Source organism: Butyrivibrio hungatei DSM 14810 (assembly GCF_900143205.1).
GTDB lineage: Bacteria > Bacillota > Clostridia > Lachnospirales > Lachnospiraceae > Butyrivibrio > Butyrivibrio hungatei.
In genome coordinates this window covers 676,346-699,385 of sequence record NZ_FRDH01000003.1, presented here as the reverse complement: position 1 = coordinate 699,385, position 23,040 = coordinate 676,346, and the positions used below count along the sequence as shown (strand labels likewise).

At 34.8% G+C, this 23,040-nt stretch carries 21 protein-coding genes; 20 read left to right on the top strand and 1 reads right to left on the bottom strand.

What is annotated here, in order from left to right:
• Window positions 1–6: 6 nt before the first annotated feature.
• From BUA02_RS03295 to BUA02_RS03200, 20 genes are all read left to right on the top strand, one after another.
• Window positions 7–996, top strand: coding sequence for a Gfo/Idh/MocA family protein (locus BUA02_RS03295; RefSeq protein ID WP_072700916.1), 990 nt, complete (start codon window positions 7–9; stop codon window positions 994–996).
• Between the two features lie 47 nt (window positions 997–1,043).
• Complete coding sequence (locus tag BUA02_RS03290) at window positions 1,044–1,799, top strand: glycerophosphodiester phosphodiesterase family protein (RefSeq protein ID WP_072700914.1); 756 nt, start codon at window positions 1,044–1,046, stop codon at window positions 1,797–1,799.
• Window positions 1,800–2,056: 257 nt separating this feature from the next.
• Complete coding sequence (locus BUA02_RS03285) at window positions 2,057–3,085, top strand: hypothetical protein (RefSeq protein WP_072700912.1); 1,029 nt, start codon at window positions 2,057–2,059, stop codon at window positions 3,083–3,085.
• A gap of 76 nt (window positions 3,086–3,161) precedes the next feature.
• Window positions 3,162–3,605: an FAD synthase family protein gene (locus BUA02_RS03280; RefSeq protein ID WP_143147364.1), complete on the top strand. Its 444-nt coding sequence runs from the start codon at window positions 3,162–3,164 to the stop codon at window positions 3,603–3,605.
• Window positions 3,606–3,622: 17 nt separating this feature from the next.
• Window positions 3,623–4,663, top strand: coding sequence for an asparagine synthase C-terminal domain-containing protein (locus tag BUA02_RS03275; protein WP_072700910.1), 1,041 nt, complete (start codon window positions 3,623–3,625; stop codon window positions 4,661–4,663).
• A gap of 21 nt (window positions 4,664–4,684) precedes the next feature.
• Window positions 4,685–5,890, top strand: a complete 1,206-nt coding sequence (locus BUA02_RS03270) for a CDP-glycerol glycerophosphotransferase family protein (protein WP_072700908.1) — start codon at window positions 4,685–4,687, stop codon at window positions 5,888–5,890.
• Window positions 5,883–6,890 (top strand): radical SAM/SPASM domain-containing protein, encoded by a 1,008-nt coding sequence (locus tag BUA02_RS03265; protein WP_072700906.1) that lies wholly within the window; start codon window positions 5,883–5,885, stop codon window positions 6,888–6,890. Before BUA02_RS03270 ends, BUA02_RS03265 begins: the two co-directional genes overlap by 8 nt.
• Window positions 6,891–6,892: 2 nt before the next feature.
• A complete protein-coding gene (locus BUA02_RS03260; protein ID WP_072700904.1) occupies window positions 6,893–7,720 on the top strand; it encodes a hypothetical protein in 828 nt (275 codons plus the stop codon).
• Complete coding sequence (locus BUA02_RS03255; RefSeq protein ID WP_072700902.1) at window positions 7,713–8,834, top strand: glycosyltransferase domain-containing protein; 1,122 nt, start codon at window positions 7,713–7,715, stop codon at window positions 8,832–8,834. The genes BUA02_RS03260 and BUA02_RS03255 overlap by 8 nt, the downstream gene beginning before the upstream one ends.
• 13 nt (window positions 8,835–8,847) lie before the next feature.
• Entirely contained in the window at window positions 8,848–10,035 is a 1,188-nt protein-coding gene (locus BUA02_RS03250; RefSeq protein WP_072700900.1) for an ATP-grasp fold amidoligase family protein, read from the top strand.
• Window positions 10,036–10,057: 22 nt separating this feature from the next.
• Entirely contained in the window at window positions 10,058–11,215 is a 1,158-nt protein-coding gene (locus tag BUA02_RS03245; RefSeq protein WP_207647701.1) for an alpha-1,2-fucosyltransferase, read from the top strand.
• Between the two features lie 108 nt (window positions 11,216–11,323).
• On the top strand, window positions 11,324–12,406 hold the full coding sequence (locus tag BUA02_RS03240; protein WP_072700896.1) for a glycosyltransferase: 1,083 nt from the start codon (window positions 11,324–11,326) through the stop codon (window positions 12,404–12,406).
• 1 nt (window position 12,407) lies between these two features.
• Window positions 12,408–13,517, top strand: a complete 1,110-nt coding sequence (locus BUA02_RS03235; protein WP_072700894.1) for a hypothetical protein — start codon at window positions 12,408–12,410, stop codon at window positions 13,515–13,517.
• A gap of 30 nt (window positions 13,518–13,547) precedes the next feature.
• On the top strand, window positions 13,548–14,783 hold the full coding sequence (locus BUA02_RS03230) for a glycosyltransferase family 4 protein (protein ID WP_178297595.1): 1,236 nt from the start codon (window positions 13,548–13,550) through the stop codon (window positions 14,781–14,783).
• Window positions 14,784–15,812 (top strand): methyltransferase domain-containing protein, encoded by a 1,029-nt coding sequence (locus BUA02_RS03225; protein ID WP_143147363.1) that lies wholly within the window; start codon window positions 14,784–14,786, stop codon window positions 15,810–15,812.
• The gene (locus tag BUA02_RS03220; RefSeq protein WP_072700887.1) at window positions 15,812–17,068 is read left to right on the top strand and encodes a polysaccharide deacetylase family protein; all 1,257 of its coding nucleotides are present in this window, start codon (window positions 15,812–15,814) and stop codon (window positions 17,066–17,068) included. Before BUA02_RS03225 ends, BUA02_RS03220 begins: the two co-directional genes overlap by 1 nt.
• A gap of 25 nt (window positions 17,069–17,093) precedes the next feature.
• Entirely contained in the window at window positions 17,094–18,266 is a 1,173-nt protein-coding gene (locus tag BUA02_RS03215; RefSeq protein WP_072700885.1) for a glycosyltransferase, read from the top strand.
• A gap of 1 nt (window position 18,267) precedes the next feature.
• A complete protein-coding gene (locus BUA02_RS03210) occupies window positions 18,268–19,644 on the top strand; it encodes a glycosyltransferase family 2 protein (protein ID WP_072700883.1) in 1,377 nt (458 codons plus the stop codon).
• 4 nt (window positions 19,645–19,648) lie between these two features.
• Window positions 19,649–20,959: a glycosyltransferase gene (locus BUA02_RS03205; protein ID WP_072700881.1), complete on the top strand. Its 1,311-nt coding sequence runs from the start codon at window positions 19,649–19,651 to the stop codon at window positions 20,957–20,959.
• Window positions 20,960–20,997: 38 nt separating this feature from the next.
• Window positions 20,998–21,717, top strand: a complete 720-nt coding sequence (locus BUA02_RS03200) for a hypothetical protein (protein WP_072700879.1) — start codon at window positions 20,998–21,000, stop codon at window positions 21,715–21,717.
• A 91-nt stretch (window positions 21,718–21,808) separates the two neighbouring features.
• On the opposite strand, the gene BUA02_RS03195 is transcribed toward BUA02_RS03200, so the two are convergent.
• Window positions 21,809–22,849, bottom strand: coding sequence for an ATP-binding protein (locus BUA02_RS03195; RefSeq protein WP_072700878.1), 1,041 nt, complete (start codon window positions 22,847–22,849; stop codon window positions 21,809–21,811).
• Between the last annotated feature and the right edge of the window lie 191 nt (window positions 22,850–23,040).

The window sequence follows — 23,040 nt, the reverse complement described above, 5'->3', positions numbered from 1 at the left end:
TAGTTTATGAGATTAGGAATCATAGGTACAGGAAGGATTGCAAAGCGTGCGGTAAAAGAGCTGTCTTTTGTAGATGGTATCGCTGTTACTGCGGTGTTAAATCCCAATCTGGACCATGCTGAAAAGTTCATAGAAGATAATGGCATGAATGCTAAGGCATTTTCAGACATCTCTGAATTTGCGGACGCTATTGATGCGGTATATGTGGCATCTCCTCATGGAATCCATGTATCTTATGTAAGTCAGATGTTGGCAGATGGAAAGCATGTTATCTGCGAAAAGCCTATGTGCGTTTCTGAGATTGAAGCAAAAGAGCTGTTTGATATGGCTTTTGATAAAAAGCTTGTGCTGATGGAAGCAGTTAAGACGGAATTTGCTCCAGGGTTTAAGAAAATCTCAGAAGTAGTAGAAAGCGGCGTTATCGGAGAAGTTGTTGATGTTGAGGCGGCTTTTACTAGACTATCTGAGCCTCATGGCAGAGAGTTTGACGATACTGAGTTTGGTGGCTCTTTTACTGAGTTTGGAACATATTGCTTATTGCCGGTAATGAGATTTCTGGGAACTGATTACAGTGATGTTAGATTTATGAGCATTCCTGCTGAGTCGGGAGTGGATGGATATAGCAAGGTAGTGTTTACGTATGAGGATAAGTCTAATGGCACCGGAAGAGATGATGGAATCAGTGTTATCAGGAAAATCGGAACTGCTAAGACTGGGCTCACTGCTAAAAGTGAAGGACAGTTACTGATATCTGGCACAAAAGGATATGTCTTGGTGCCGTCACCTTGGTGGCTTACAAAGTATTTTGAAGTTAGGTATGAAGATCCTACAAAGATTGATAAGTATGAATGCGAATTTCTAGGAGATGGACTCAGATACGAGTTTACTGAGTTTGAACGCAGAGTAAGTTGCGGTGAGGTGGCTAATAGTCAGAGAGATGAGGCGGTCGCTAGAGCGAGAGTGTTTGAGAAGTTTTTGAGCGGAAGAGAACATTGATACAGATTTGAGATAAAGTGTTTTGAGAAGAATGGAGGTATTTTACCATGAAAATTTGGGCTCATAGAGGTTGTAGCCAGTTATATCCAGAAAATACATTACTTGCATTTGAAAAGGCTATGAACGTCAAAAATCTTACAGGAGTTGAACTGGATATTCAGCTTACAAGGGATGGCGAGATCGTGGTCATTCACGATGAGAAGGTTGATAGAACTACTGATGGCTTTGGCTATGTCAGAGACTATACATTAAAGGAACTTAAACAGCTCCACATTTTTGCTGGAAGAGGCGCAGATACAGAGCGCATTCCAACAATGAAAGAGGTTATAGAACTTCTTTTACCAAGAATGAAAAACGATGGCTTCATGATCAACATCGAGCTCAAGACCAGTGTCTTCAACTATCCTGGAATCGAAGAAAAGATCGTGGCTCTTGTTGATGAGATGGGCGTTAAAGACAATATCGTATATTCCAGCTTCTGGGCTGAGTCACTGGTTAATGTTCATGCTATTGATCATGCAGCAAAGCTTGGCGTTCTAGATAATTATGTTTCCAACTGCCTCTATAAAGCTATTGGCCTTGAGTCCATGTGGGATGACGTACCTAATGGCAGCATAGCCCTTCATCCAGCAGGAATCTACATGGATCTTCCAGCTGAGAAATTTAAAGGCCGCGATGTAAGAGCCTGGTTTGGCGGACATCTTTATCCTGAGCTTCCAACTGGCGGCAAGCTGGATGTGAACAAGTATGCAGAAAAAGGAGCAACGGATCTCATTTTGAATGAGCCGGATAAGTATTTGTAATGTTAACTTACTAATTTTTTCGTGATAGATGATAGTGTACCTTGACAACTTCATACTTTACATTAGGAGATAGATATGATATCTTACATGGGTGTTTCATGCATAGTGTTCGTGGCATTCGCCAGACTATTCCCATGACTAAGATATATATTTGATGATTTCATTTATCTAATTATTTATTTTCTGAGTTTCTTGGTGATATTCTATTATTCTTGCCTATGCATGAGATGTATTAAACATACGTAGGAGGAAAAAGTATGGATGAAGTAAAGAAAAAAGATAATCCATTGTATTCTGAATCCGCATATGATGACGCTTTCAGAACAATGGAAGGAAGGTGCGATGATCTGTTAATACCGCTAGTGTCTCATATGTTCAGAGAAAAATATGGCAAAAGTGCCGTAGTGAAAAGGCTTAGGAATGAGCAGTTTGTTGAACATGAAGATGGTTCAGAGGAAAAACGCATCACAGATTCTAGTTTTGAGATTACTTACAAGGATATAACCAAGAGATATCATCTTGAATGCGAGAGTAAGGTTTATAGCAAATCAATGCTGGTAAGAATATTTGAGTATGATACGCAGATTGCTAAGAATGCTTACGAAATGAACGTGCACAAAGTGAGGTTCCGATTTCCAAATTCCGGGCTCTTATTACTCAGATTCTCAAAGGAGGCTCCAGAAACAGGGATTATTGAACTGGTAATGCCAAATGGAAAAGAGGTATCCTATGATATACCAATGCTAAAAATGTCGGATTATAGCATAGATAAGATCTTTGAAGAAAAACTTTTTATGCTGATCCCATTCTACATTTTTAACTTTGAGAAAAAGCTACCCGAGATGAATCAGGATATGGATCAGATTGATGAACTCTTAAAAAACTATGAGGAAATATTTAATCGACTGGATAATGAACTTGCCACAGGTAGCTTGTCATCAGCATCTTACGATGCTATCATAAGGCTAACACATAGCGTTGCATATAAGCTTACAACAAAGCAGGAAAATGTCCAAAAGAAAGTAGGTGATGTCATGGGTGGAAAAGTACTCGATTTACCAGGCTTCAGAATCTACGATGAAGGAAAAGAAGAAGGCATCAAGGAAGGAAAAGAAGAAGGCATCAAGGAAGGAAAAGAAGAAGGCATCAAAGCGTTCATTGAGGATAAGATTGAGGATAATGTGCCAGCAGATCAGATTATCAGTAAGTTGATCAAACGATTTGAGCTTACAGAAGATAAAGCCCGTGAATATGCCGTTAAATATGGCGTCAAATTAGAAAAATAATAAAGAATTAAAGTTAAACTCCCGATGTAAGGTATGAAGTTGTCTTACACGGGAGTTTTTGTTTAGGAGGGGGCCTTTGAGAGAAAAACCAAAATATAAAATCGGATATACGCAGGGCGTATATGATATGTTTCATATAGGCCACTTACATATCATTAACAGCGCTGCCGCTATGTGTGAAAAACTCATAGTTGGGGTTAATTCTGATGCTTTGGTGGAACAATATAAAAACAAGAAAACGGTTATATGTCAGGAAGATCGTGCCGAAATAATACGTAATCTGAGAAATGTAGATGAATGCGTTATAGCAGACACTTTAGATAAAGTTGAGCAGTATAAGAAGTACAAGTTCGATGCAGTATTTATTGGCGATGATTGGAAAGGAAATGAAAGATGGATTCAGACGGAAAAAGATCTGGAACCATTTGGAGTGGACGTGGTGTATCTGCCGCATACTCCTAATATTTCTTCTACGATGTTAAGAGTAGAGATTCCAAATCGAGTATATGAAAAAGACTAAAGGAAAAGGGTACAAAGATGACAGTAGATAAAAAGTTTTGTATGAGTTCATATTTGGCATTCAGATTTGTTGTGGATGAAGAAAAGATTTTTAAAGATGGAATGCCTCATTTAGATCACGAAATGATTCCTGTAGAAAAGAAAAGACCATGTAAAACAGCGCAGGATATCGACCATAATATTAGAGAATCGCTAGAAAAGATTGATTTGAAGCATACTGGCGTGCTCCTAAGCGGTGGAATGGATTCTGCAATTTTAGCTTCATATATGCCAAAAGGAACAAAAGCATATACTGCAAAATGTTTGGGCAAGAATGCAGTTGATGAGACCATTCAGGCAAGAAAATATTGTGATCTATATGACCTCGAGCATGTAGTAGTTGAAGTGGATTGGGAAGATTATGACAAGGGGATGAATCCGCTCATGATGTTTCAGGGATTCCCAATTATTTCAAATGAGCCACAGGCATATAAGATTGCTAAAAGAGCCAAGGCTGATGGACTTAATTGTTTGGTCCACGGCGATACCGCTGACATTGAATTTGGTGGAATGAGTAAAATGCTCTCTAAAGACTGGGGCTATGAAGAGTGGATTGAAAGAAGTATATATGTTCATCCAGAGAAAGTTTTAAAAGATCCTGCAGATATATATCAGTTTTATGAAAACTATAAAAAGGCAGATGGAATGGCGGACTATATGGATTTCATCTGTAACATTTATGGAAGGGCAACAGCGGCGGCTTTGACTCTTGCATGTAGAGCAGAAGGCATAGGCTTCATTGATCCTTATGAGGAAATGCATCTTACTGAGCCACTTGATATACAGAGGATTAGAAATGGCGAAAGTAAGTATCTAATCCGAGAATTATTCCGTATGAGATATCCTTCACTGGATGTTCCTGAGAAACTTCCAATGTCTAGACCAGCGGATGCTTGGATGGCATCCTGGGAAGGCCCAACTAGAGATGAGTTCATAGAAGGTTGCGCTAAAGACTTAACTGGTGAGCAGAAACTTCTTGTATATAGTTTGGAAAGATTTCTCAATTTGTTAGATGAATAAGCAGAAAAGAGCCTTTTTATCATGGATAAAGAAAAAAGATATGTAGCGAAGCGAAAAATAAAAGCTTTTTTGTATGGAATACCATACTTGCTATGCAGGATATTTCCTATAAACAAGAACAAGATTGTCTTGTGGACCTTTGAAGGTACTGGTGGATACGGCTGTAGCCCAAGATACATTGCTGAAGAGCTATTGAAACAGAAAAAGGAAGGGAAGAATTCTTTTGAGCTCTATTGGATCGTAAAAGATATCTCAAAAGAGTTTCCTAAGGAAATCCATAAGATAAAAGATACAACATGGAATAGAGCTTTTCATATGACTACTGCCAGATTTTGGATAGGTAATACTAGAACCTTCTATGGCACTAGAAAAAGAAAAAGCACTACATATATTCAAACATGGCATGGATCACTAAGTTTAAAACCAATTGGCAAGTATAGAGGTAACCTCTTTTCAAAAATGGCATATTTGGTAAGTAAGGCAGATTCAGACTTGATCGATCATGCTATTTCTGGAAGCTCATATTGTACAGACATGTGGAGAGATGGACTTATCTATGATGGAGTGATAAATCAGTTAGGCTCACCTAGATGCGATGTGTTCGTAAACAATGTAGCTGAAAAGAGAATGGAGCTGAGGCATGAATATAATATCCCGGAGGAAGCCAAAATAATAATATATGCTCCAACATTCAGAGGCGGTAGCCAAGGAACTAAGAGAGCTATAAATGAAAATCCTATCACCATTGATTTCGATAGAGTACTTGAAGCTTTTGAGAAGCGTTTTGGTGGGGAATGGTACATGTTTTTAAGACTTCATCCACAGCTTTCTGTTTATTGTGAAGGAATGTCTGTTAAGAATAAGAATTCAAGGCTTATAGATGTTACTCAAAGGCCTGATATGAATGAAATAATGGCAGCTACAGATGCAATCATTACTGATTACTCAACCTGTATTTTTGAAGGTTTCTTAAATGGCCAGATGGGATTTATCTATGCGGATGATCTTGAAGACTATGTAAAAGATCGCGGCAGTCTAATGCTTGAACTTGATGAAATACCATTTAGTACTGCTTCTGATAATGATGCATTGGTTTCAAATATATTAGCTTTTGATGAAAAAGAGTATGCTGAAAAATTAAAATGTTTCATCGAAAAGAATGGAATAATCAATGATGGACACGCAACGGAAAGAACTGTGAAATTGATCGAGGAGAATTATGGCTGAATATAGGCAGTGGAGAAATGAAAATAGAACACCTTTAAAGGACGTTATTCCTCTTTCTACGCCTTATAACGTATGCATAGAAACTTCGACTTTTTGTAATTTAAATTGCGTCTATTGTGGGCATTCTAAACACTTATACCCTGAAGCAAACATGGATATGAATTCATTTATTAAGATAATTGATCAGTTAAAAGATTTTCCAAATAAACTAAAAAAGATAGAACTCTATTTTTTTGGAGAGCCACTTTGCAATCCAAAACTTCCTGATATGTTGGCATATGCAAGAAAAAGCGAAGTGACAGAGACTATTGATTTTACAACTAATGGACTTCTTTTTACTAGAGAAAAAGTTGATGAATTCGTTGAAAAGGGCATGCCAGATACTATAAGAATTTCATTACAGGGACTAGATGAAAGTGCCTATAGAGATTATTGCGGGGCTAAAGTTGATTTTTCAAGGTTTATAGAAAATCTGAGTTATCTATACGATCACAAAGGTGACTGCAAGATTTCTATGAAAATAGCAGATATAGCTATTAAAAATGTTGAAAATGGGAAAAAGAGATTTGAAGAACTATTCGGGGATTTGGCGGATACACTTTACATTGAATCTATAATCCCAATATATGGTGACGTAGACTATGAGTCAGTAGACACGGCTATTAAGAATAAAGCAATGAATGGTCGTGAAAATGTTGAGCAAACTAAAATCAATGTAGTGTGCCATAGACCATTTTATAGATTGGCAGTAAGAGTAAATGGAGATGTTACGGCAGCATGTTGTGACCAGTTACATGATATTAAGTATGGGAATATCAGTGAGAATACGCTTGTTGAAATATGGAATGGCAGAAAACGTACAGAATTTCTTAAGATGATGCTTAAAGGTGATCGTTTTAAACATCCATATTGTAAAGACTGCATTATGCCTAATGACATAACAACAGAAGATGATTTGCTAGATCCATATGCTCAGGACTTATTGAAGAAAATGGAGTAAAAATGATTGATGTAAATTCAGTTGATGAACTAATTGATATTATTAAAAAAAATGGTATTGCGGTATATGGAACAGGTTATGTAGCTGAACATTTTATTCAGAGTTTACAGCTAAAAGAATTAGGGCAATGTATTAGTTTTTGTGTTGTGACGAGCAAAAAAGAAGATACTTTCATGGATTACGATGTTATAGAACTTGATAAGTTAAGAGATAGATTAAGAAAAGAAGTTGTTTGCGTAGCCGTGCATGAAAGTATAAAAGATGAAATTGTTAATGCACTAATTAAGAAAGGAATTAATGATTATATTTGGATCTATCCTTTTCAGCATGCGTTGAGATTTGGGAATCCATGCCAATATGATAAAAAAATAGATTTAAAAAAAATTATTGCAAATACTAAAGATGATTATAGAATTGCCATCAGAATTGCTGCTATCAAGCAGTACTATGGAGAGAATGATTGTGGATATTCGATATATACTAAGGCTCAACAGCTGCATTGTGACAAACATACGGCACGTATGCGTTTGGAAAGATTTATTTTACTAATTGATAATTGGGAAAAAAATGGTTTTTGTAATGATGATAGACCACAGATCACAAAAAAATATGAAATCTTGGATGGAGTGCATAGAATAGCGCTTGCAATTTATCATGAGATGCAACAGATATCTTGTGACATATATGACGTAAATAATGTTTCTGGTTATAGAAATGAGTACATTGACGTGAAACGAGGAGTTATACCATCGGCTGGATTAAGTGAAAAAGAGAAAAAAGAACTGGATAATATACATAGTAAATATGTAATAAAAGGCGAAGATGAATAATAAACATGATTTAAGCCAACAGGAAATAAGTAAAATTAATGATGAATATGAGGTGTGTATTTATGGCGCTGGAATTGTAGGTGAAAATATGGCACTTCATTTGCAGTCAATTTTTGGATTGAGAATTGATTTCTTTTGTGATAAAAACGCAGATAAATGGGGAAAAGAGGTAATACCTGGGATAAAGTGCATTTCTCCAGAAGCGTTAGCAAAGAAGGGGGAAGTATTCTGCTTTGCTTTAGTGGGATTATATTATAGAGAATCGGTTCTTCGTGAATTGAAAACATATTCCAACATTAAATATATAATGACATATGATGATCTTATTGCTTTAGATAGTGTTATAGAAGGTGTTTTAGCTTGTGACGATGTATTGCAAGGAACATCAAATAAATCGCTAGAAAAGATGGAGTTATCTAATTTTAAGATTCCAAATCGACATAATAAACAAATAGCTGTATATACGTGTATTACCGGAGGATATGATGAGATACAGCTTTCAGCAGACAAAAGCGAAATAGCAGATTACTATGTTATTTGCGATAATAAAGCCGAATCTTTGAATGATATAACTAGTATAGATGCTGGTGAAATAATTCCTAAAGATTTGATGGATGATACGCGACGAAACAGATATTGCAAAATAATGGGAAGCCATATTTTTGCAGACTATGACTACTCGATATATGTGGATGGAAACGTAAAAATAGTTGGTGATATTTCAAGATATGTAGGCAATATGAATGAATTTGGGTTTATGAGTCATATGCATGCTTACGAAGATTGCATTTATTCAGAAGCAGTTCGAGTGATTATTAACGGTAAAGATGATGAATATATAGTCAAAAAACAGATGGGAGCATATAGAAAAGAAGGCATGCCAAGGCATTACGGAATGCTACATAATGCAATTCTTGTCAGAGAAAACTGTAATCCAATATGTAGAGAACTTATGGAAAATTGGTGGAAGGAAGTATTATATAGATCAAAAAGGGATCAACTTTCACTTACATATTGTTTATGGAAGCAAGGAATAGATATAGAAAAAATTGGCACTTTAGGTGAAGATATGCGTAAAAATAAAGATTTTCTGTGGATTGGCAGACATATTTAAGGAGGACATGACAATGATTGCAGAAAAACTTAGAAGTATGATTGAGAAAGCAAATAAGGCGAATAAAGTAGTAGTTATTGGTGCTGGAAAAACGCTTACGAATTTGATGGCTATTCTTAGAAATTCTGGGATAACTGTTCATGAGATCTTAGATAATAATACAAATTTGGAAGGAATGGTTTTCGACGGAGTACAAGTGAATTCTTTTCATAAATTGGAGGAAGGTACGCTCTATATTATAGATGTAATCGATGATACAGTAGCTGAATCAATGAAAAACCAGTTGATTAGTATTGGAATATCATCTGAACACATTGTTAGATATCCACACACCAAGAGAATTACAGATATCGATTGCAATGACAAAGAGGCTATGAAAAAAGCTTTGGATGATATGTATTATGAGCGATTTGAACGTAGAATCAATTGGGATAATCCTACGACCTATACTGAAATAGTCAATGTTGAGAAGGTTTATGATAATAATCCAATAAAAAATATGTTTGCAGACAAATACAAAGTCAGAGAATACGTCAAGCAGTTGATAGGTGATGATTATCTCACAAAATACTATGGAGCATGGGATGATGTGGATGAAATCGATTTTTCGCTACTTCCAGACAGATTTGTCTTAAAAACCAACAATGGTTCAAGTAGAAATATATTAGTCACAGACAAGAATGAATTAGATATAAATAGTGCTAAAGAAAAATTGAAGAAATGGATGACATCTGATTATTGGAAAATATTGTTAGAAACGCAATATAAAGGTATTAAACCTAAGATCATCTGTGAAGAATATCTTGATGATATTGCCGAAGGAATCAGTGAATATCAGTTCTTCTGCTTTGGTGGAAAGCCAAGGTATATCTGGTGCGTGCGTGGGAGTCATAGACCGGAATGTAAAGCAGCATTTTATGATACTGAGTGGAATAAAATGGATTTTAGTTTTGGGTACCCTATTGATGAAGAAATTCAGCAAAAGCCCAAAAGGCTAGGGGATATGCTTGTAGTGGCCGAAAAATTGAGCCAAGGGCTTTCTCATGTAAGAGTGGATTTATATGAAATGCCAGATAATCGCATATTGTTTGGGGAATTAACCATGACTTCTTGGGGAGGAATGAAACATTTCGTTCCTGAAAAATGGGATTATGAATTTGGAAGGCTCATATTGGAAGCAAAAGAAAAAGGAACGGCTTAAGCAAAGTAATGAGGATGAGCAAATGACAGATATTATAATCTATGGCGCAGGTAAAATAGGAAGAACGGCGCTAGAGTATTACTCACAATTTGCAAATGTGAAGTTTCTAATTGATAAAGATACTAAAAAGCAAAAAGAATTAATTAATGGCGTCAAAGTTCAAGGTGTGGAAGCGTTAGATGGCGAATCATGCGACTTGATAATTGCTGTGCGCCATGGAGCGAAATCGATATCAAAGGAATTAAAGAGTAAATACAAAGGAAGAATATTTTTATTCGATGTAAGTATTATTGATTTAAATGTATCTAATGATACAGAGGTAGAGAAAGGTATTAGTGTACATTTTTCAGGTGGATTAGGCAATCAAATGTTTCAATATGCTTTATTTAAGGCATTGAAGACATCTGGAAAAGATGTTTATGCCAATATATCTGAATGCAATATGCCAGGAAGGGTATTGTTCCGTTTACCCGAAGTATTTGAAATTCCAGAATTGAACATAATTTCTTCTAATCAAGAAATTAGAATGGCAGAAAAGGCTTTAAATAGCAATGTGAGTGGTAAATTTATAATCTACAATGAAAATATGGTTTACGGAGCGGTTAAACAAGCTGACAAAACGTTGTTACAGAATGATGGTGGTATTATTCGTGGAATCCATCAGACGTGTTTTTTTCCTGATTTAAAAAGAAATGAGTTGTTAAGCGATTTTACTTTTCGAATCAATAATGACGAATATGTTAAAAGATTAGTAGATACTATGTCAGATAATTCGGTGTCGATTCACATTCGGAGAGGAGACTATTTAACAGATGCAAATAGGTATGTTTATGGAGATATTTGCACAGAATCCTATTATGATCAGGCTATCAAATATATTAGGGAAAGAGTAGATAATCCTAGATTTTATATTTTTTCTGATGACATAGAGTATGTAAAAAATTATTTTGAGATTAAAGATGCTACATATATTGAGGAAAATATGTTCTCAAAATATGAAGATTGGTATGACATGTTTCTTATGAGCAAATGCAAACATAACATAATTGCTAATAGTACTTTTAGCTGGTGGGGAGCATGGCTTAATCAAAACCAAGATAAGATAGTAATAGCTCCTAGGAAATGGATAAATACATATGATTATTTGGATATTTATCCGAGGGAATGGATAAAAATATAAAAGTAGTAGTTTATGGCGAAGAAAGAGAGTGAAATGACAAAATATTAGTAAGATCTTTAAGGGGAATTTTTATGAAGCTCTTGGGATATTCAGTAAGGACAAAGAAAAATGATTATTTCTATTATTACTATTTGTTTTAATGATATAGCTGGATTGAAAAAAACTTGTGAATCCGTTATTAGTCAGAATTGTCATGAATATGAACATGTCATCATTGATGGTGGTTCAGAAGATGGGACAAAAGAGTATCTAAGGTCACTTTCAAATTCCAAAGTGGTATGGAAAAGTGAACCGGATAAAGGCAGATCAGACGCCTTTAACAAAGGAATAAAAATGTCATCCGGAGAATATATTATTTGTCTTAATGCAGGTGACTATTTTTTCGATGAAAATGTTGTAGGCGATATTGTTAGTGATTGTAAAGATAATCAAGTGGATGCTTTTTGCTATGCAGTTATGCGTAAGGATGGGATAGTAATGCATTGCAAAAATGAAGAATACTGGCGAGAAGGATTACAGGCGCACCAAGGATTAGTCTTATCTCGAAAAACATATGATGAAATTGGTGGATACAATTTAATACTAAAAAATCGTATGGATCTTGATCTTTTCTTGCGGTTGGCATATTTCAATGTAAGTCACAGAATTATAAATAGAACGATTGCTGTTTTTGATACGAATGGAACATCTTCATATGATAAGAGTAATTACTGGTTGGAAGGAGCTTTATTAAAAACGCTATTTAATAAAGAACTTTCATACAACGAATTCTCAGAGATGAGTAATATATTATCTTCCAAAGATAGCACTGAATTAAAAGGAGATGATACGAATAAAAAATATGCCCTCATTTACAATTGGATGATTAGTCAAATGGATGGCTGTGAAATAAGTAAGAGTTTGCTTAATCGGGGAATTACTACAATTTCTATATATGGTGCAGGCCAGTTGGGATCATTACTATTTAAACATTTGAATGACAGCAAGGTTGAAATTAAGGAAATAATAGATAGGAAACAGGGCAAGAAGTTGTGGGGGATGGAGTCAATATCTATGGATGAAATGAGTAGCGATGTGGATGCCGTGATTGTAACTGTGATTGATGATTATGAGGATATAAGAAAGAAAATATTGAATAAGTTTCATGATATTCGGGTGATAGCGCTTAAAGATTTAGTGGCGGGGAAATAAAATGAGTGATTCTAGCAAAATATCAATATTGTCTGGGAAAAACTTTGAAAAAGTCTATGCAAAGAATAATTACTTGATTGAAGATTCAGAGAAACAGGGTGATATTTGTGCTATCTATTTCTCTAGTTCTGGTATATATTTTCCTAATACTGAAGAGCAATTCATTAATTCTTTCATTATAAATGATAAATATGAATGGTTTGATAACAGATTATTTATAGCATCAAAGCATATTTTTGTGAGGGATGTGGCTAAGCAGTTTTATATTACAGGAATAAATGATGAAGTTGATTCTATTGATAAACTCATAGACTTACTAAAACAGCTAACTAGTGGGTATGAAATAATAACTGTTGGATCGTCTGCTGGAGCATATATGGCTACTGTGGCGGGAATGACATTAAATGCAAAAGCTATTATCTGCTTTTCTGGATATTTCAATTTACGACTATTGGATCAAAAAGTATGGCCATATATTGGGAAATATTGGACTAGTGACAGAAACAAGTGGTTTGATATTTCGGAAAGTTTACAAGACTATCGAGGGATATTTATATATTTTTATCCAGCCCTAAATGAAGGAGATAAAATACAGGCAGAACAGATTAGTTTAATTCATAGGAAGGATTTTTATGTCTTTCCATGTTGTTCTTCAAAGCATGGAATTCCTTTTTCAAAAATGGTGCTAAAAAAGCTGTTTAGGCGGGATATGGATTCATTAAAGCAGTGTCTGAATGAATTAGTTAAGCATACTGATAAGGAATTATTTACATATGAGCAAATTATTGACTTGTACGAAGAGATTATCATTTTTGGTAGTGGCAAAGAAGGCGAAAGCATAGCTGACAAGCTATCTATGATTGATAAGAAGAGAATACATATGTGGGATAATAATTCAATCAGATGGGGACAAGAGATAAAAGGAATTAAAATTTCTGGCCCGCATAAGCTATATACCAAAGGATTGATAGTTATTTCAAGCCCAAAATATGAAGAAGAAATATATGATCAGATAAGTAAAAATGGCAATTATGGATGTGATGTAATTGCATTTGAAGAATTGTTTTGCCCTACTTGTAGAGAACTAGATAAAGTGTTGGCAGATAGGTGAGACGGTATGCGAATATTGTGGATATGTAATTTGATTTTACCTGAATATGCTGAGATATACGGTGTAAGAAAATACGTTTTAGAAGGCTGGATGAGTAGTTTACTTTCTCTATTATTGAAGAATGGAAATTATTCAATTGCATGCTGTTTTCCAATTAGAGATGAAAGCAGGATGAAGAACGGTATATTTGGAGAATTACAATGCTATTCATTCCATGCAAGTATGAATGACGAAGGAATAACCTCTAAATATATTTCAGAGTTTGAAGATATATATCAAAGATTTAATCCAGATGCCATACATATTTGGGGAACAGAATACAGACATTCATTGGTGGCTGCGATTGCTGCTGAAAGGAGTGGATATGGTAATAAAGTTCTGATTCACATTCAGGGACTTGTATCTGCAATTGTGCCTTATTTCAATTTCGGGGTTGATGATAAATGGCTTGATTATCGTTGCAACGGATATAAAAGTATGCGTGAAAATCAGCTTATGTTCGTTGAAAAAGGTAAGGATGAAATAGAGACGATAAGTAAGGCAACATATATTCTAGGTAGGACTAATTGGGACCATTCGTATGTAAAGTATATTTGTAAAAGTGCTAATTATTTGGAATGTGGAGAGGTACTAAGAAAAGAATTCTATAACACAGATAGCTTTTGGAGTGTTAAAAATTGCAATAGATATAGCATTTTCATTAGTCAGGCTGATTATGCACTTAAGGGACTTCATTTGATTTTGCCAGCTATAGCGATGCTGAGAGAAGATTATCCAGATATACATGTGACTATCGCAGGAGGAAATGGAATTGCTAACGGAATAAAAGATAAAGAGAAGCCGCATGATAGATTTTTGCTTAATATATTAAGTGAATATGGATTGCTTGATATAGTTGATTTCATTAAGGCTTTGACATCAGAAGAAATGGTTGAACAATATCTGAAAGCTCATGTGTTTGTGAATTGCTCTACTATTGAAAATTCTTCAAATTCTATTGGAGAAGCTCAAATGCTTGGGGTTCCCGTGATTGCCTCATACACTGGTGGTACTCCAGACCTTATAGAGCATGAAAGAACAGGGGTAATGTATCAAATGGATGCTCCATATATGTTTGTGGAATGCTTTAGAAAAATAGTGGATAATGATACTTTTTCTCAAGAAATGTCGGAATGTGAGAGAAAAGTAGCTAATGATAGATATAGTAGAGAGGGGATTTATTCTCAGATTAGCGAAATATATAAAAAAGTGTCTAATGAGAGTTAAGTGTACGGGGGAAAACAGTTGGGCTTAATTGCAGATTTTGTAAAAGAAAATCAGAGAAATTATGTTTATGGAAATGGCCTTTTAGCCAAATCCTTGATTGAAGCTACAATTCGTGTTAGTCAAACAATAGACGGAATAATAGTTACTCAAATAACAGGTAAAGATAAAATTTATGATGATATTGAAATATTAGGCGTAGGTGATTTTTTTAAATCAAGTCAAATTGATGCTAGGAACACAGGCATAATAGTTGCAGTTTCAAACAAAAACAGATGTGACGTTGTTAAAGAATTGGAATCAAATGATTTTCATAATTTTATCTGCATTGATCAGAATAGTGTTGCTGAATATATCAGGGAGACTGATGATGTAAAAGACAGAAGACTATTACATGGATTAGATCCTGTAAGCAGAGTGTTTGGATTAGATCGTGGAACGCCGATTGACAGATACTATATCGAGAACTATTTAGAAGAAGCATCTCATGAAGTAATAGATAGTGGAGTTAAACCTAGTAATATTATTGAAGTAGGGGCAGACAGCTATAGTAAGAAGTACTTTAGCTCAACTCGTAATGAAGAGACACATTTTGATATTTTGGACTATGCAAAAGGAATGGATCTGACTAATACAGATACATTACCAAAAGAAAAGTATGATGTCTTCATTTGTACTCAGACATTTAATTTTATTTACGATGTAAAAAAAGCTATTGAAGGCGCTTATTATTTGCTAAAACCAGGAGGATATTTGCTAGCTACAGTAGCTGGAACTATTTCACCTATTTCAAGATTTGATATGGACAGATGGGGGCACTATTGGGGATTCACTGCGTTATCAATCAAGAAGCTTCTGGAAGAAAAGTTTGAATCAGAGAATATCAAAGTTTCATCTTTTGGCAATGCATTGTCTGCAACAGCTTTTGTACAAGGAGTTTCTGTTGAAGATTTGGACGAAAAGAACATGCTGGATGTTCAAGATAAGGACTATCCAATTGTAATAGGAATAACTGCCAGAAAGGAATTCTGATGACACAGGATTGGCGTGAGTTTTGCGAGAAGAATAATGGCAAAATAAATATATATGGTGCAGGTATATATGGCAAAGAATTGGCTATATGGCTAAAGGAACACGGACTGGATTTTTGTAATTTCATTGTTACTAAAGAAAAAGATAAAAGTGAGATATTTGGGAAGCTTGTAAAAACTATAGCTGAAATAGATGAAAAATCTGGCTCAGCTTTTGTTATAGCAGCTAATTCAAAGAACGCTATCCAGATGACTGCAGAATTAGAAAAGAGAGGTATTAACAATTATTCTATTTTTAGCGATGGTGATGTCGAAAAGGTAAAGTCTGAAAGTAGATATAGTGGTTTATATATTTCCGATAGTTTTGTGAATGTCTTGTTTTATCATCGCGTTATCAATTTGTCTACTGATCCACAGCAACTGGCAGTTAGTGTTGAGAATTTTGAGGAGCAAGTTAGATATATTAAGGAAAACTATAACGTTGTAAGATTTGAGGATGATTGGACTTGTTTAAAGGATAAATCTATCGTACTTACTTTTGATGATGGCTATGCGGATAATTATTGGAATGCACTTCCTATACTCGAGAAATATGAAGTGCCCGCTACTATATTTGTCAGCTCTGGAAATTTGGGAACAGCCAATGAGATGTGGTGGGATGCTCTTGAGTCTTTATTGCTATTACCTAGTCAGTTGCCTGAAAAAATAGTAGTAGGAACAGAGGAACTAGCATTTGACAGTGAAGATAATAGATATAAAAGTTACTTATGTGCTCATCGAATAATGAAAGCGATGAGTTCTGAAAATCGTGAGAAAGAGATAAGAAGATTAGCCAGGATAATAAAACCTAATGATTTTCCTAGGGCAGATTTTAGATTAGTTGATCAAGAAGAACTGCGAAAGCTTGCTGAGTCAAAATACATAACTATTGGTGCTCATACTGTGACTCATAGCTCACTTGCTTGTGAAAGCGAAGAGAAGCAAAGATGGGAAATTAGAGAGTCAAAGAAAAGATTAGAAGATATCATTGGTAAAGAGATAACGGTTTTTTCATACCCATTTGGGACAAAGGCTGATTACACAGATAATACATGCGAGATTTTAAAAGAAGAAAAAATCAAAAAAGCTGGTATTGTAAAGCAGGGATTGTGGAGAGAAGGAATAAATGAATACCAGATACCAAGGAATATTGTTAGAAACTGGAATGCCGAGGAACTTGATAGGCAGATAAATAGAACATGGGCAATTTGGGGTTGATGTTGAGGAAAGGAATTAGTCTATTTTGGAGAAGTTTGCACCTATAGTTATATTTGCGTATAACAGAGTCGACCATCTGAAAAAATTAATAGAAACACTTTTGCAGAATGATGAATCTAAGCATTCTGATCTTTTTGTTTATTCAGATGCCGCAGCAAATGTAGAAAAACAAGATGCAGTGAATGAAGTAAGGAAGTATCTGCAGAGCATAAAAGGCTTCAAAAGTAAGACAATCATTGAGCGCGAAAAAAACTGGGGACTTAGGCGCAATATTATCGATGGCGTAACAACAGTAGTAGAAAAGTACGGTCGAGTAATAGTTTTAGAAGATGATCTGGTGCTTTCTCCATTTTTTCTGGATTACATGAATAAGGCTCTTGATAAGTACTGTGATGATTCTAGAGTTATGCAGATTTGTGGAAGTATGATAGACATTTGCACGAATGACCTTCCGGATTCTTTTTTTTCAGGCTTTTCTGATTGTTATGGATGGGCAACTTGGAAAGAAAGCTGGGCGTTATATAAAAGAAATCCTCAAACTCTCTTTAAGGATACTCCTCGAAATGAGGTGTACAGATACAATAAAGCTGGGTTTGATTTGTGGAAGCAGATTATTGCAAACTATGATGGCACTTTAGATTCTTGGGCCGCATATTGGTATGTCACTATTGTTCAAAATAATGGATTAGTTTTGTATTCAAAAAAGCCATTATCGATGACTATCTATGATGAGTCAGGAACTAATTGCCAAGATGCCATGTTAGATGCTCTAAACGGAAATATGACGCTGCTAGATACACCCGTTGAATACTATCCGGAAGATTTTGCAATAAATGAGATAGCAGAAAAAAGAATGATTAAATTATATGAGAGTGTTTATCAACGTAATTCTATTTTTCGGGATACAATTAGAAATGCCAAGAATACATTGGAGGGTAGGAAAATTGCTATCTGGGGTATGGGGCATTATGGCAAAAGTGTTTACATGGAATTATGCAAAGCGGAGAATCTCTCTATTGAAGTAGAGTGCTATGATGGCGGAAAACTTAAGGGTTATTACAATGACCCAGAGACTTTGAAGAACCAACAGGAAAACACTTTTATAATTGTGGCATTGAAAGATGCAGATGATGTAAAAAGAATAGTTGAATCGTATGGGTATAAAAGAAATATAGATTATTGTGTAGTGGGTGAATAGTATGAAGAAATTAGCAATTTGTATACCTACATTTAAGAGGCCTGCACATATCAAAGAATATTTAGAGATGTCGTTGGTTGTTCTTGAGAAATTAGCAATTGATGTTTATATCTATGACTCAAGTGATGATGATGAAACTGAAAATGTAGTTGAGGAGTTTAGGGTAAATCATAACAATTTATTTATAGTTAAAGTTGAATCGTCTGTTCCTTCGAATGTAAAAATCCTAAACATATGGTCGGATGAGACTATTTTAAATGGCTACGATTATGTATGGATGATGGGGGATTCGCTTAGATGGAGTGAACAAGTATATAGACGTGTTTGTGCTGAACTTGATAATAATTATCCGTTAATAATTACCGACACATATGATCATTCAACTTTGGGAACAGTAGTCTTACATGATAAGCAAGTAGTATTTGAAAAATGTGCGCACTACCTTACTTTATATGGGGCATGTATATTAAAGACAGACACTTTTTTGAAAGGTGTGGATTGGGAATACATTAGGAAAAAGTATTGTGATGATCGCCATATTGGTTTCTCTCAGTTAGGCGTATATTTTGAGAGATTGAGCCAAATGGAAGAGATAAATGTGCTAAATTTATGTTGCGTTATTGATTATGCGACTATTTCTAGTGGGCTTGAATCTAATAACCATTGGAGAAGTACAGACTTTTTTAATGTTTTGCTTGGACAGTGGGTTAATACTATCAGAGATTTACCGAGTTGTTATAAAAATAAGACAAAGGTAATTGGAATGTATGAGTATTATACTCACTTTATAAATCTTCAAGCGTTAAAACAAATGCGTAGTGCAGGTACGTACGGCATTAGACAGTTTTTTAAGTATTTTTTTCGGTGGAAGATATGTACCGCAGTGCCTAGGATGGAATTGTTTAAAACTGCAATTATTCCTATAAAAGGTTTGACTAAACTGTATGATCCAAGGGAAAAAATAAGTAAATTAAAGGAAGAAGAAATCTGTGAGCATATGATTTCTTTTTCTAAGAAATATAAAAAAATATATGTATATGGAGCCGGCAAGATAGCTAAACGACGCATAGAAGTCTTAAGGCAGAATGGAATAAACGTGGAATCAGTGTTTGTTTCTAATAATGTACATGAAGAAAATTTGGATGGAATTGATATTTGTGCTTATGAGCAAGGTGCCATATTAGATGATGATTACGGAATTATTTTCTGTTTAGGCTTTTACAATATGTTTCAGGTACTTTCATCCTATTTTCTTGGTCATGATAAAAACAATCTTTTTACTGAGTGTGTGTACGCTAATGATCAGATTAGAACTATGACAGATTATTATGAATACATTGATCCGAAATTATTTGTGAATGGTAACAGCAGAGGATAAAAGTTTGAATCCAATTCTTACAGTGATTTTACCAAGCTTAAATGTATATCCATATATAGATAAATGTATTAACAGTCTTATTTCTCAAAGTGTATTTTCAGAACTTGAGGTGCTACTCATTGATGCTGGTTCGACTGATGGTACATTGGAGCGTCTTTATGCCTATGAAAAAGAATACTCAAACATGCATGTGATCATATCTGAAAAAAAGAGCTATGGTTATCAGGTGAATTTGGGAATTTCAATGGCTAAAGGATCATATATAGCTATTTTGGAAACAGATGATTTTGTTATGGATAACATGTATGAGACTCTGTATAAGATAGCTAAAGATAATAATTTGGACTATGTAAAAAGTGATTTTTACAGGTTTAGTACCATGCTTAATGGATATGAATTACTTAAACCTGATAACACATTTTTACATAATGAGAAGATTTATGATCATGTCATCGACCCAACATTTATAGATGACGTCTACAAATGTGATTATCTTATCTGGCGAGGTATATATAAAACATCTTTCTTAAAAGAAAATGGAATTATGCTTCGTGAGACTCCAGGAGCAGCTTTTCAGGATATAGGTTTTGTTGAAAAGGTTATTTCATGTGCTGATAGGGCAATGTATATAAAAGATACGCTTTATTGCTATAGAACCGACAGACCGACAGCATCTATGAATTCTGGAAAGGCTATCATTTTTTCCAAGGACGAATTTGAAAACTTATTTGATGAATGGAAGGATAGATTACCACATGTAAAAGGCGTTTATCTATACATGTTCCAGTCATTTGTAGGTAATATCATATTTCTTTTAAAAGGGAAAAGAATATTTGATGAGGATGTGTATCCTTCATACAAATGGCTTAAGGATAAGATAGATGAAGCTGTATCAAAGGGCGTTATTACAAAAGATGATGTATTCCCTTGGGTGTGGGAAGGTTACGAGAGAATATGTAATAATGCAGAAGGCTTAGCTGATGAATTGGCGCAATCAGAACGCCCGCGAATGGAACTGGTCGAAGCGTGTAAAGAGCACGGGAACAAAAGGGCTATTATTTTTGGCGCCGGTAATTATGGCAGAGAATGCCTTGTATATCTGGATTCAAACGGTATTAAGGTGGATAGTTTTATTGATAATAATGCTGGGACTATTAATGAGTTTGCAGGGATACCAGTAGTTAAGCCTGAAGATATAAGTGATTTGGATGACACTACGTTTATTGTGGCTAATAAGAATCATTATGAAATGATGAAAAAGCAGTTAAGTGAAAAGGGGGTGAAAGATGCGAATATATTGATTTGGAGCAGGTGAATGAGAAGATAAAGAAATCTGGATTTAAAGGAGGGAATATGGCTTATACAAGAGTAGAAGTTGAAGGTTTATGTAAAGAATGGTTGGAAGTCAAGACTGCAAGTGGCTTTTATGATTCAAAGTATAAGAATTGGGTCGGAACAATAAAACAGTCTGAAGAGTATAGCTCGGATGTTGTAGCTGAGTTTGTTTTAAGCCATATAGAGGATTTTAGGAATATAAAGGAGCTGGAAAGAACAGGATCATATAATGCAGGCCATAGCGGCGTGCTTGAAAGAGAAAATTCAAATAGAAAAGAAGAAAGAGTGGCGGTTAAATTATTTAATAATTGCAATAAGCTCGATATAGATTATGAATTTATTGGAAAGATAATAGATTATCAGACACCATTGCAAGATGGACATGTACCTGCAATAGACCTGCTATCAGTAAAGGATACTACCTTATATATTCTTGAGTTGAAGCAGGAGAATAGTACAGAGAATTTGTTAAGGTGTGTTTTAGAGGCATATACATACTCAAAGCAAGTTAATGTGAAAAAAATAATTGACGATTTTGGTCTTAATGATCAAATAAAAGAAGTAGTAGCTGCACCATTGATATATTGTAAAAACAGACAGATGGACGAATTCTGTGAAATGAGAAATGAAGGAAAACGACCATTTACGTATAAGCTAATGGAGGAATTGGATATAAAGACGGTTTTTGCTTATCGTGAAGACGGTGGAAAATACTATTTCAAAAAAGAAGAAATTTAATAAATAAAATAGCAAAGAAAGCGATGCACCACTTGGGGCATTGCTTTCTTTACTAACTTGATAAAAATATAGCTTATAAAAAGGCGGATTCTTATTCATAGTTCTTGGCTATTGATTCAAATCGTGGCAAAGCCAGAGAAACATATCCATGCTGTGGAGATGTTATTATTCCACGTTTCATGAGACGCTCACGGTACTTGGAAAAAACACTGGATGTCATGTTAAGCTTTTTGCAAATATCACTGACTTTAGTATTTTCTTTCTTTATTGTCAGGACAACATCTTTATCCTGTCTTGAAAGACTATCCCATATCTTCTTATAAACAAAGTCATCTAGCATATCATCTAGCTTTGAGAGAATTTCATTAAGTTCCATTTCCTCACGATGTTCATAATAAAGAAGACCTAGTGCTTGAAATGCAAAAGCATATCCTTTTGTTATCTGTGCGAGATTTTTTGCCTTATCCTGGTCCAATTGAAAAATTTCTGCGTATTGTTTGGTTATCTGGAGCATGCTAAGGGGCTCAAGATGTATTTTGGGTGTTCTTAATAAAAATGTAAGAGCAGGATCATTCTGTATTGCATAAATGTTTTCATACAGACCTGTCATGATGAGAAATACAGGATAATCTTTTCTTACAAATATCTGGAATTGGCTGGCAAAATGACGCATGTTGTCATCATGCAGTACCTCATCAATTGTTATCACTACCTTTTTGTGGTGCTTTTTCAACGATGACAGTATATCGTCTATTATGCTGATACTGTCTTTGGGCGTTTCATTTCCGTTTACGCCTATTCCAAATCCGGCAACAGAAATATTGAATCCCTGTTTTAAAAGATCAGGGAATTTTTTACAGGAATCTACTAGTCTCATTGCACAGTCATCTATGAGGCTCTGTGTTGAGTTAAGATCTATGACTATCCAGTCGGTGTTTTTTTTGAGCTCGTTTGCGATGGATGTCATTAGAACTGTCTTTCCACTGCCTCGTATACCTTCGATGAGATAGGCTTGACTTACCGGATTATCAGCTTCAAAAGTACTTAGTATGGTATCAGTATTTTCATATCTTGAAATATACTCATTTGGCTGTTTTCCGAAGGTGAGTGTAAATGGATTACCTTTTTTCATATACCAACATCCTTTCGTGGTTTTTCATAATCTTTCATAAAACTATTATACTTTCATAATTCTTCATAATTCAATATTGTTTTCATAATTCTTCATAATTTAATATTTCTTTCATAAATCTTCATAATTTGTGAAAGAGGGGATATTTGCTTTGCAACATTAGGTTTTATGACTTATTACATCAAATCCCA

Bases quoted from the DNA above. Each gene is read 5' to 3' on its own strand.
- BUA02_RS03200 (WP_072700879.1), top strand. From the start codon at position 20,998: ATGGCTTATACAAGAGTAGAAGTTGAAGGTTTATGTAAAGAATGGTTG.
- BUA02_RS03245 (WP_207647701.1), top strand. From the start codon at position 10,058: ATGACAGATATTATAATCTATGGCGCAGGTAAAATAGGAAGAACGGCG.
- BUA02_RS03220 (WP_072700887.1), top strand. From the start codon at position 15,812: ATGACACAGGATTGGCGTGAGTTTTGCGAGAAGAATAATGGCAAAATA.
- BUA02_RS03240 (WP_072700896.1), top strand. From the start codon at position 11,324: ATGATTATTTCTATTATTACTATTTGTTTTAATGATATAGCTGGATTG.
- BUA02_RS03290 (WP_072700914.1), top strand. From the start codon at position 1,044: ATGAAAATTTGGGCTCATAGAGGTTGTAGCCAGTTATATCCAGAAAAT.
- BUA02_RS03270 (WP_072700908.1), top strand. From the start codon at position 4,685: ATGGATAAAGAAAAAAGATATGTAGCGAAGCGAAAAATAAAAGCTTTT.
- BUA02_RS03210 (WP_072700883.1), top strand. From the start codon at position 18,268: ATGAAGAAATTAGCAATTTGTATACCTACATTTAAGAGGCCTGCACAT.
- BUA02_RS03195 (WP_072700878.1), bottom strand. From the start codon at position 22,849: ATGAAAAAAGGTAATCCATTTACACTCACCTTCGGAAAACAGCCAAAT.
- BUA02_RS03260 (WP_072700904.1), top strand. From the start codon at position 6,893: ATGATTGATGTAAATTCAGTTGATGAACTAATTGATATTATTAAAAAA.
- BUA02_RS03295 (WP_072700916.1), top strand. From the start codon at position 7: ATGAGATTAGGAATCATAGGTACAGGAAGGATTGCAAAGCGTGCGGTA.
- BUA02_RS03265 (WP_072700906.1), top strand. From the start codon at position 5,883: ATGGCTGAATATAGGCAGTGGAGAAATGAAAATAGAACACCTTTAAAG.
- BUA02_RS03275 (WP_072700910.1), top strand. From the start codon at position 3,623: ATGACAGTAGATAAAAAGTTTTGTATGAGTTCATATTTGGCATTCAGA.
- BUA02_RS03250 (WP_072700900.1), top strand. From the start codon at position 8,848: ATGATTGCAGAAAAACTTAGAAGTATGATTGAGAAAGCAAATAAGGCG.
- BUA02_RS03285 (WP_072700912.1), top strand. From the start codon at position 2,057: ATGGATGAAGTAAAGAAAAAAGATAATCCATTGTATTCTGAATCCGCA.
- BUA02_RS03235 (WP_072700894.1), top strand. From the start codon at position 12,408: ATGAGTGATTCTAGCAAAATATCAATATTGTCTGGGAAAAACTTTGAA.
- BUA02_RS03255 (WP_072700902.1), top strand. From the start codon at position 7,713: ATGAATAATAAACATGATTTAAGCCAACAGGAAATAAGTAAAATTAAT.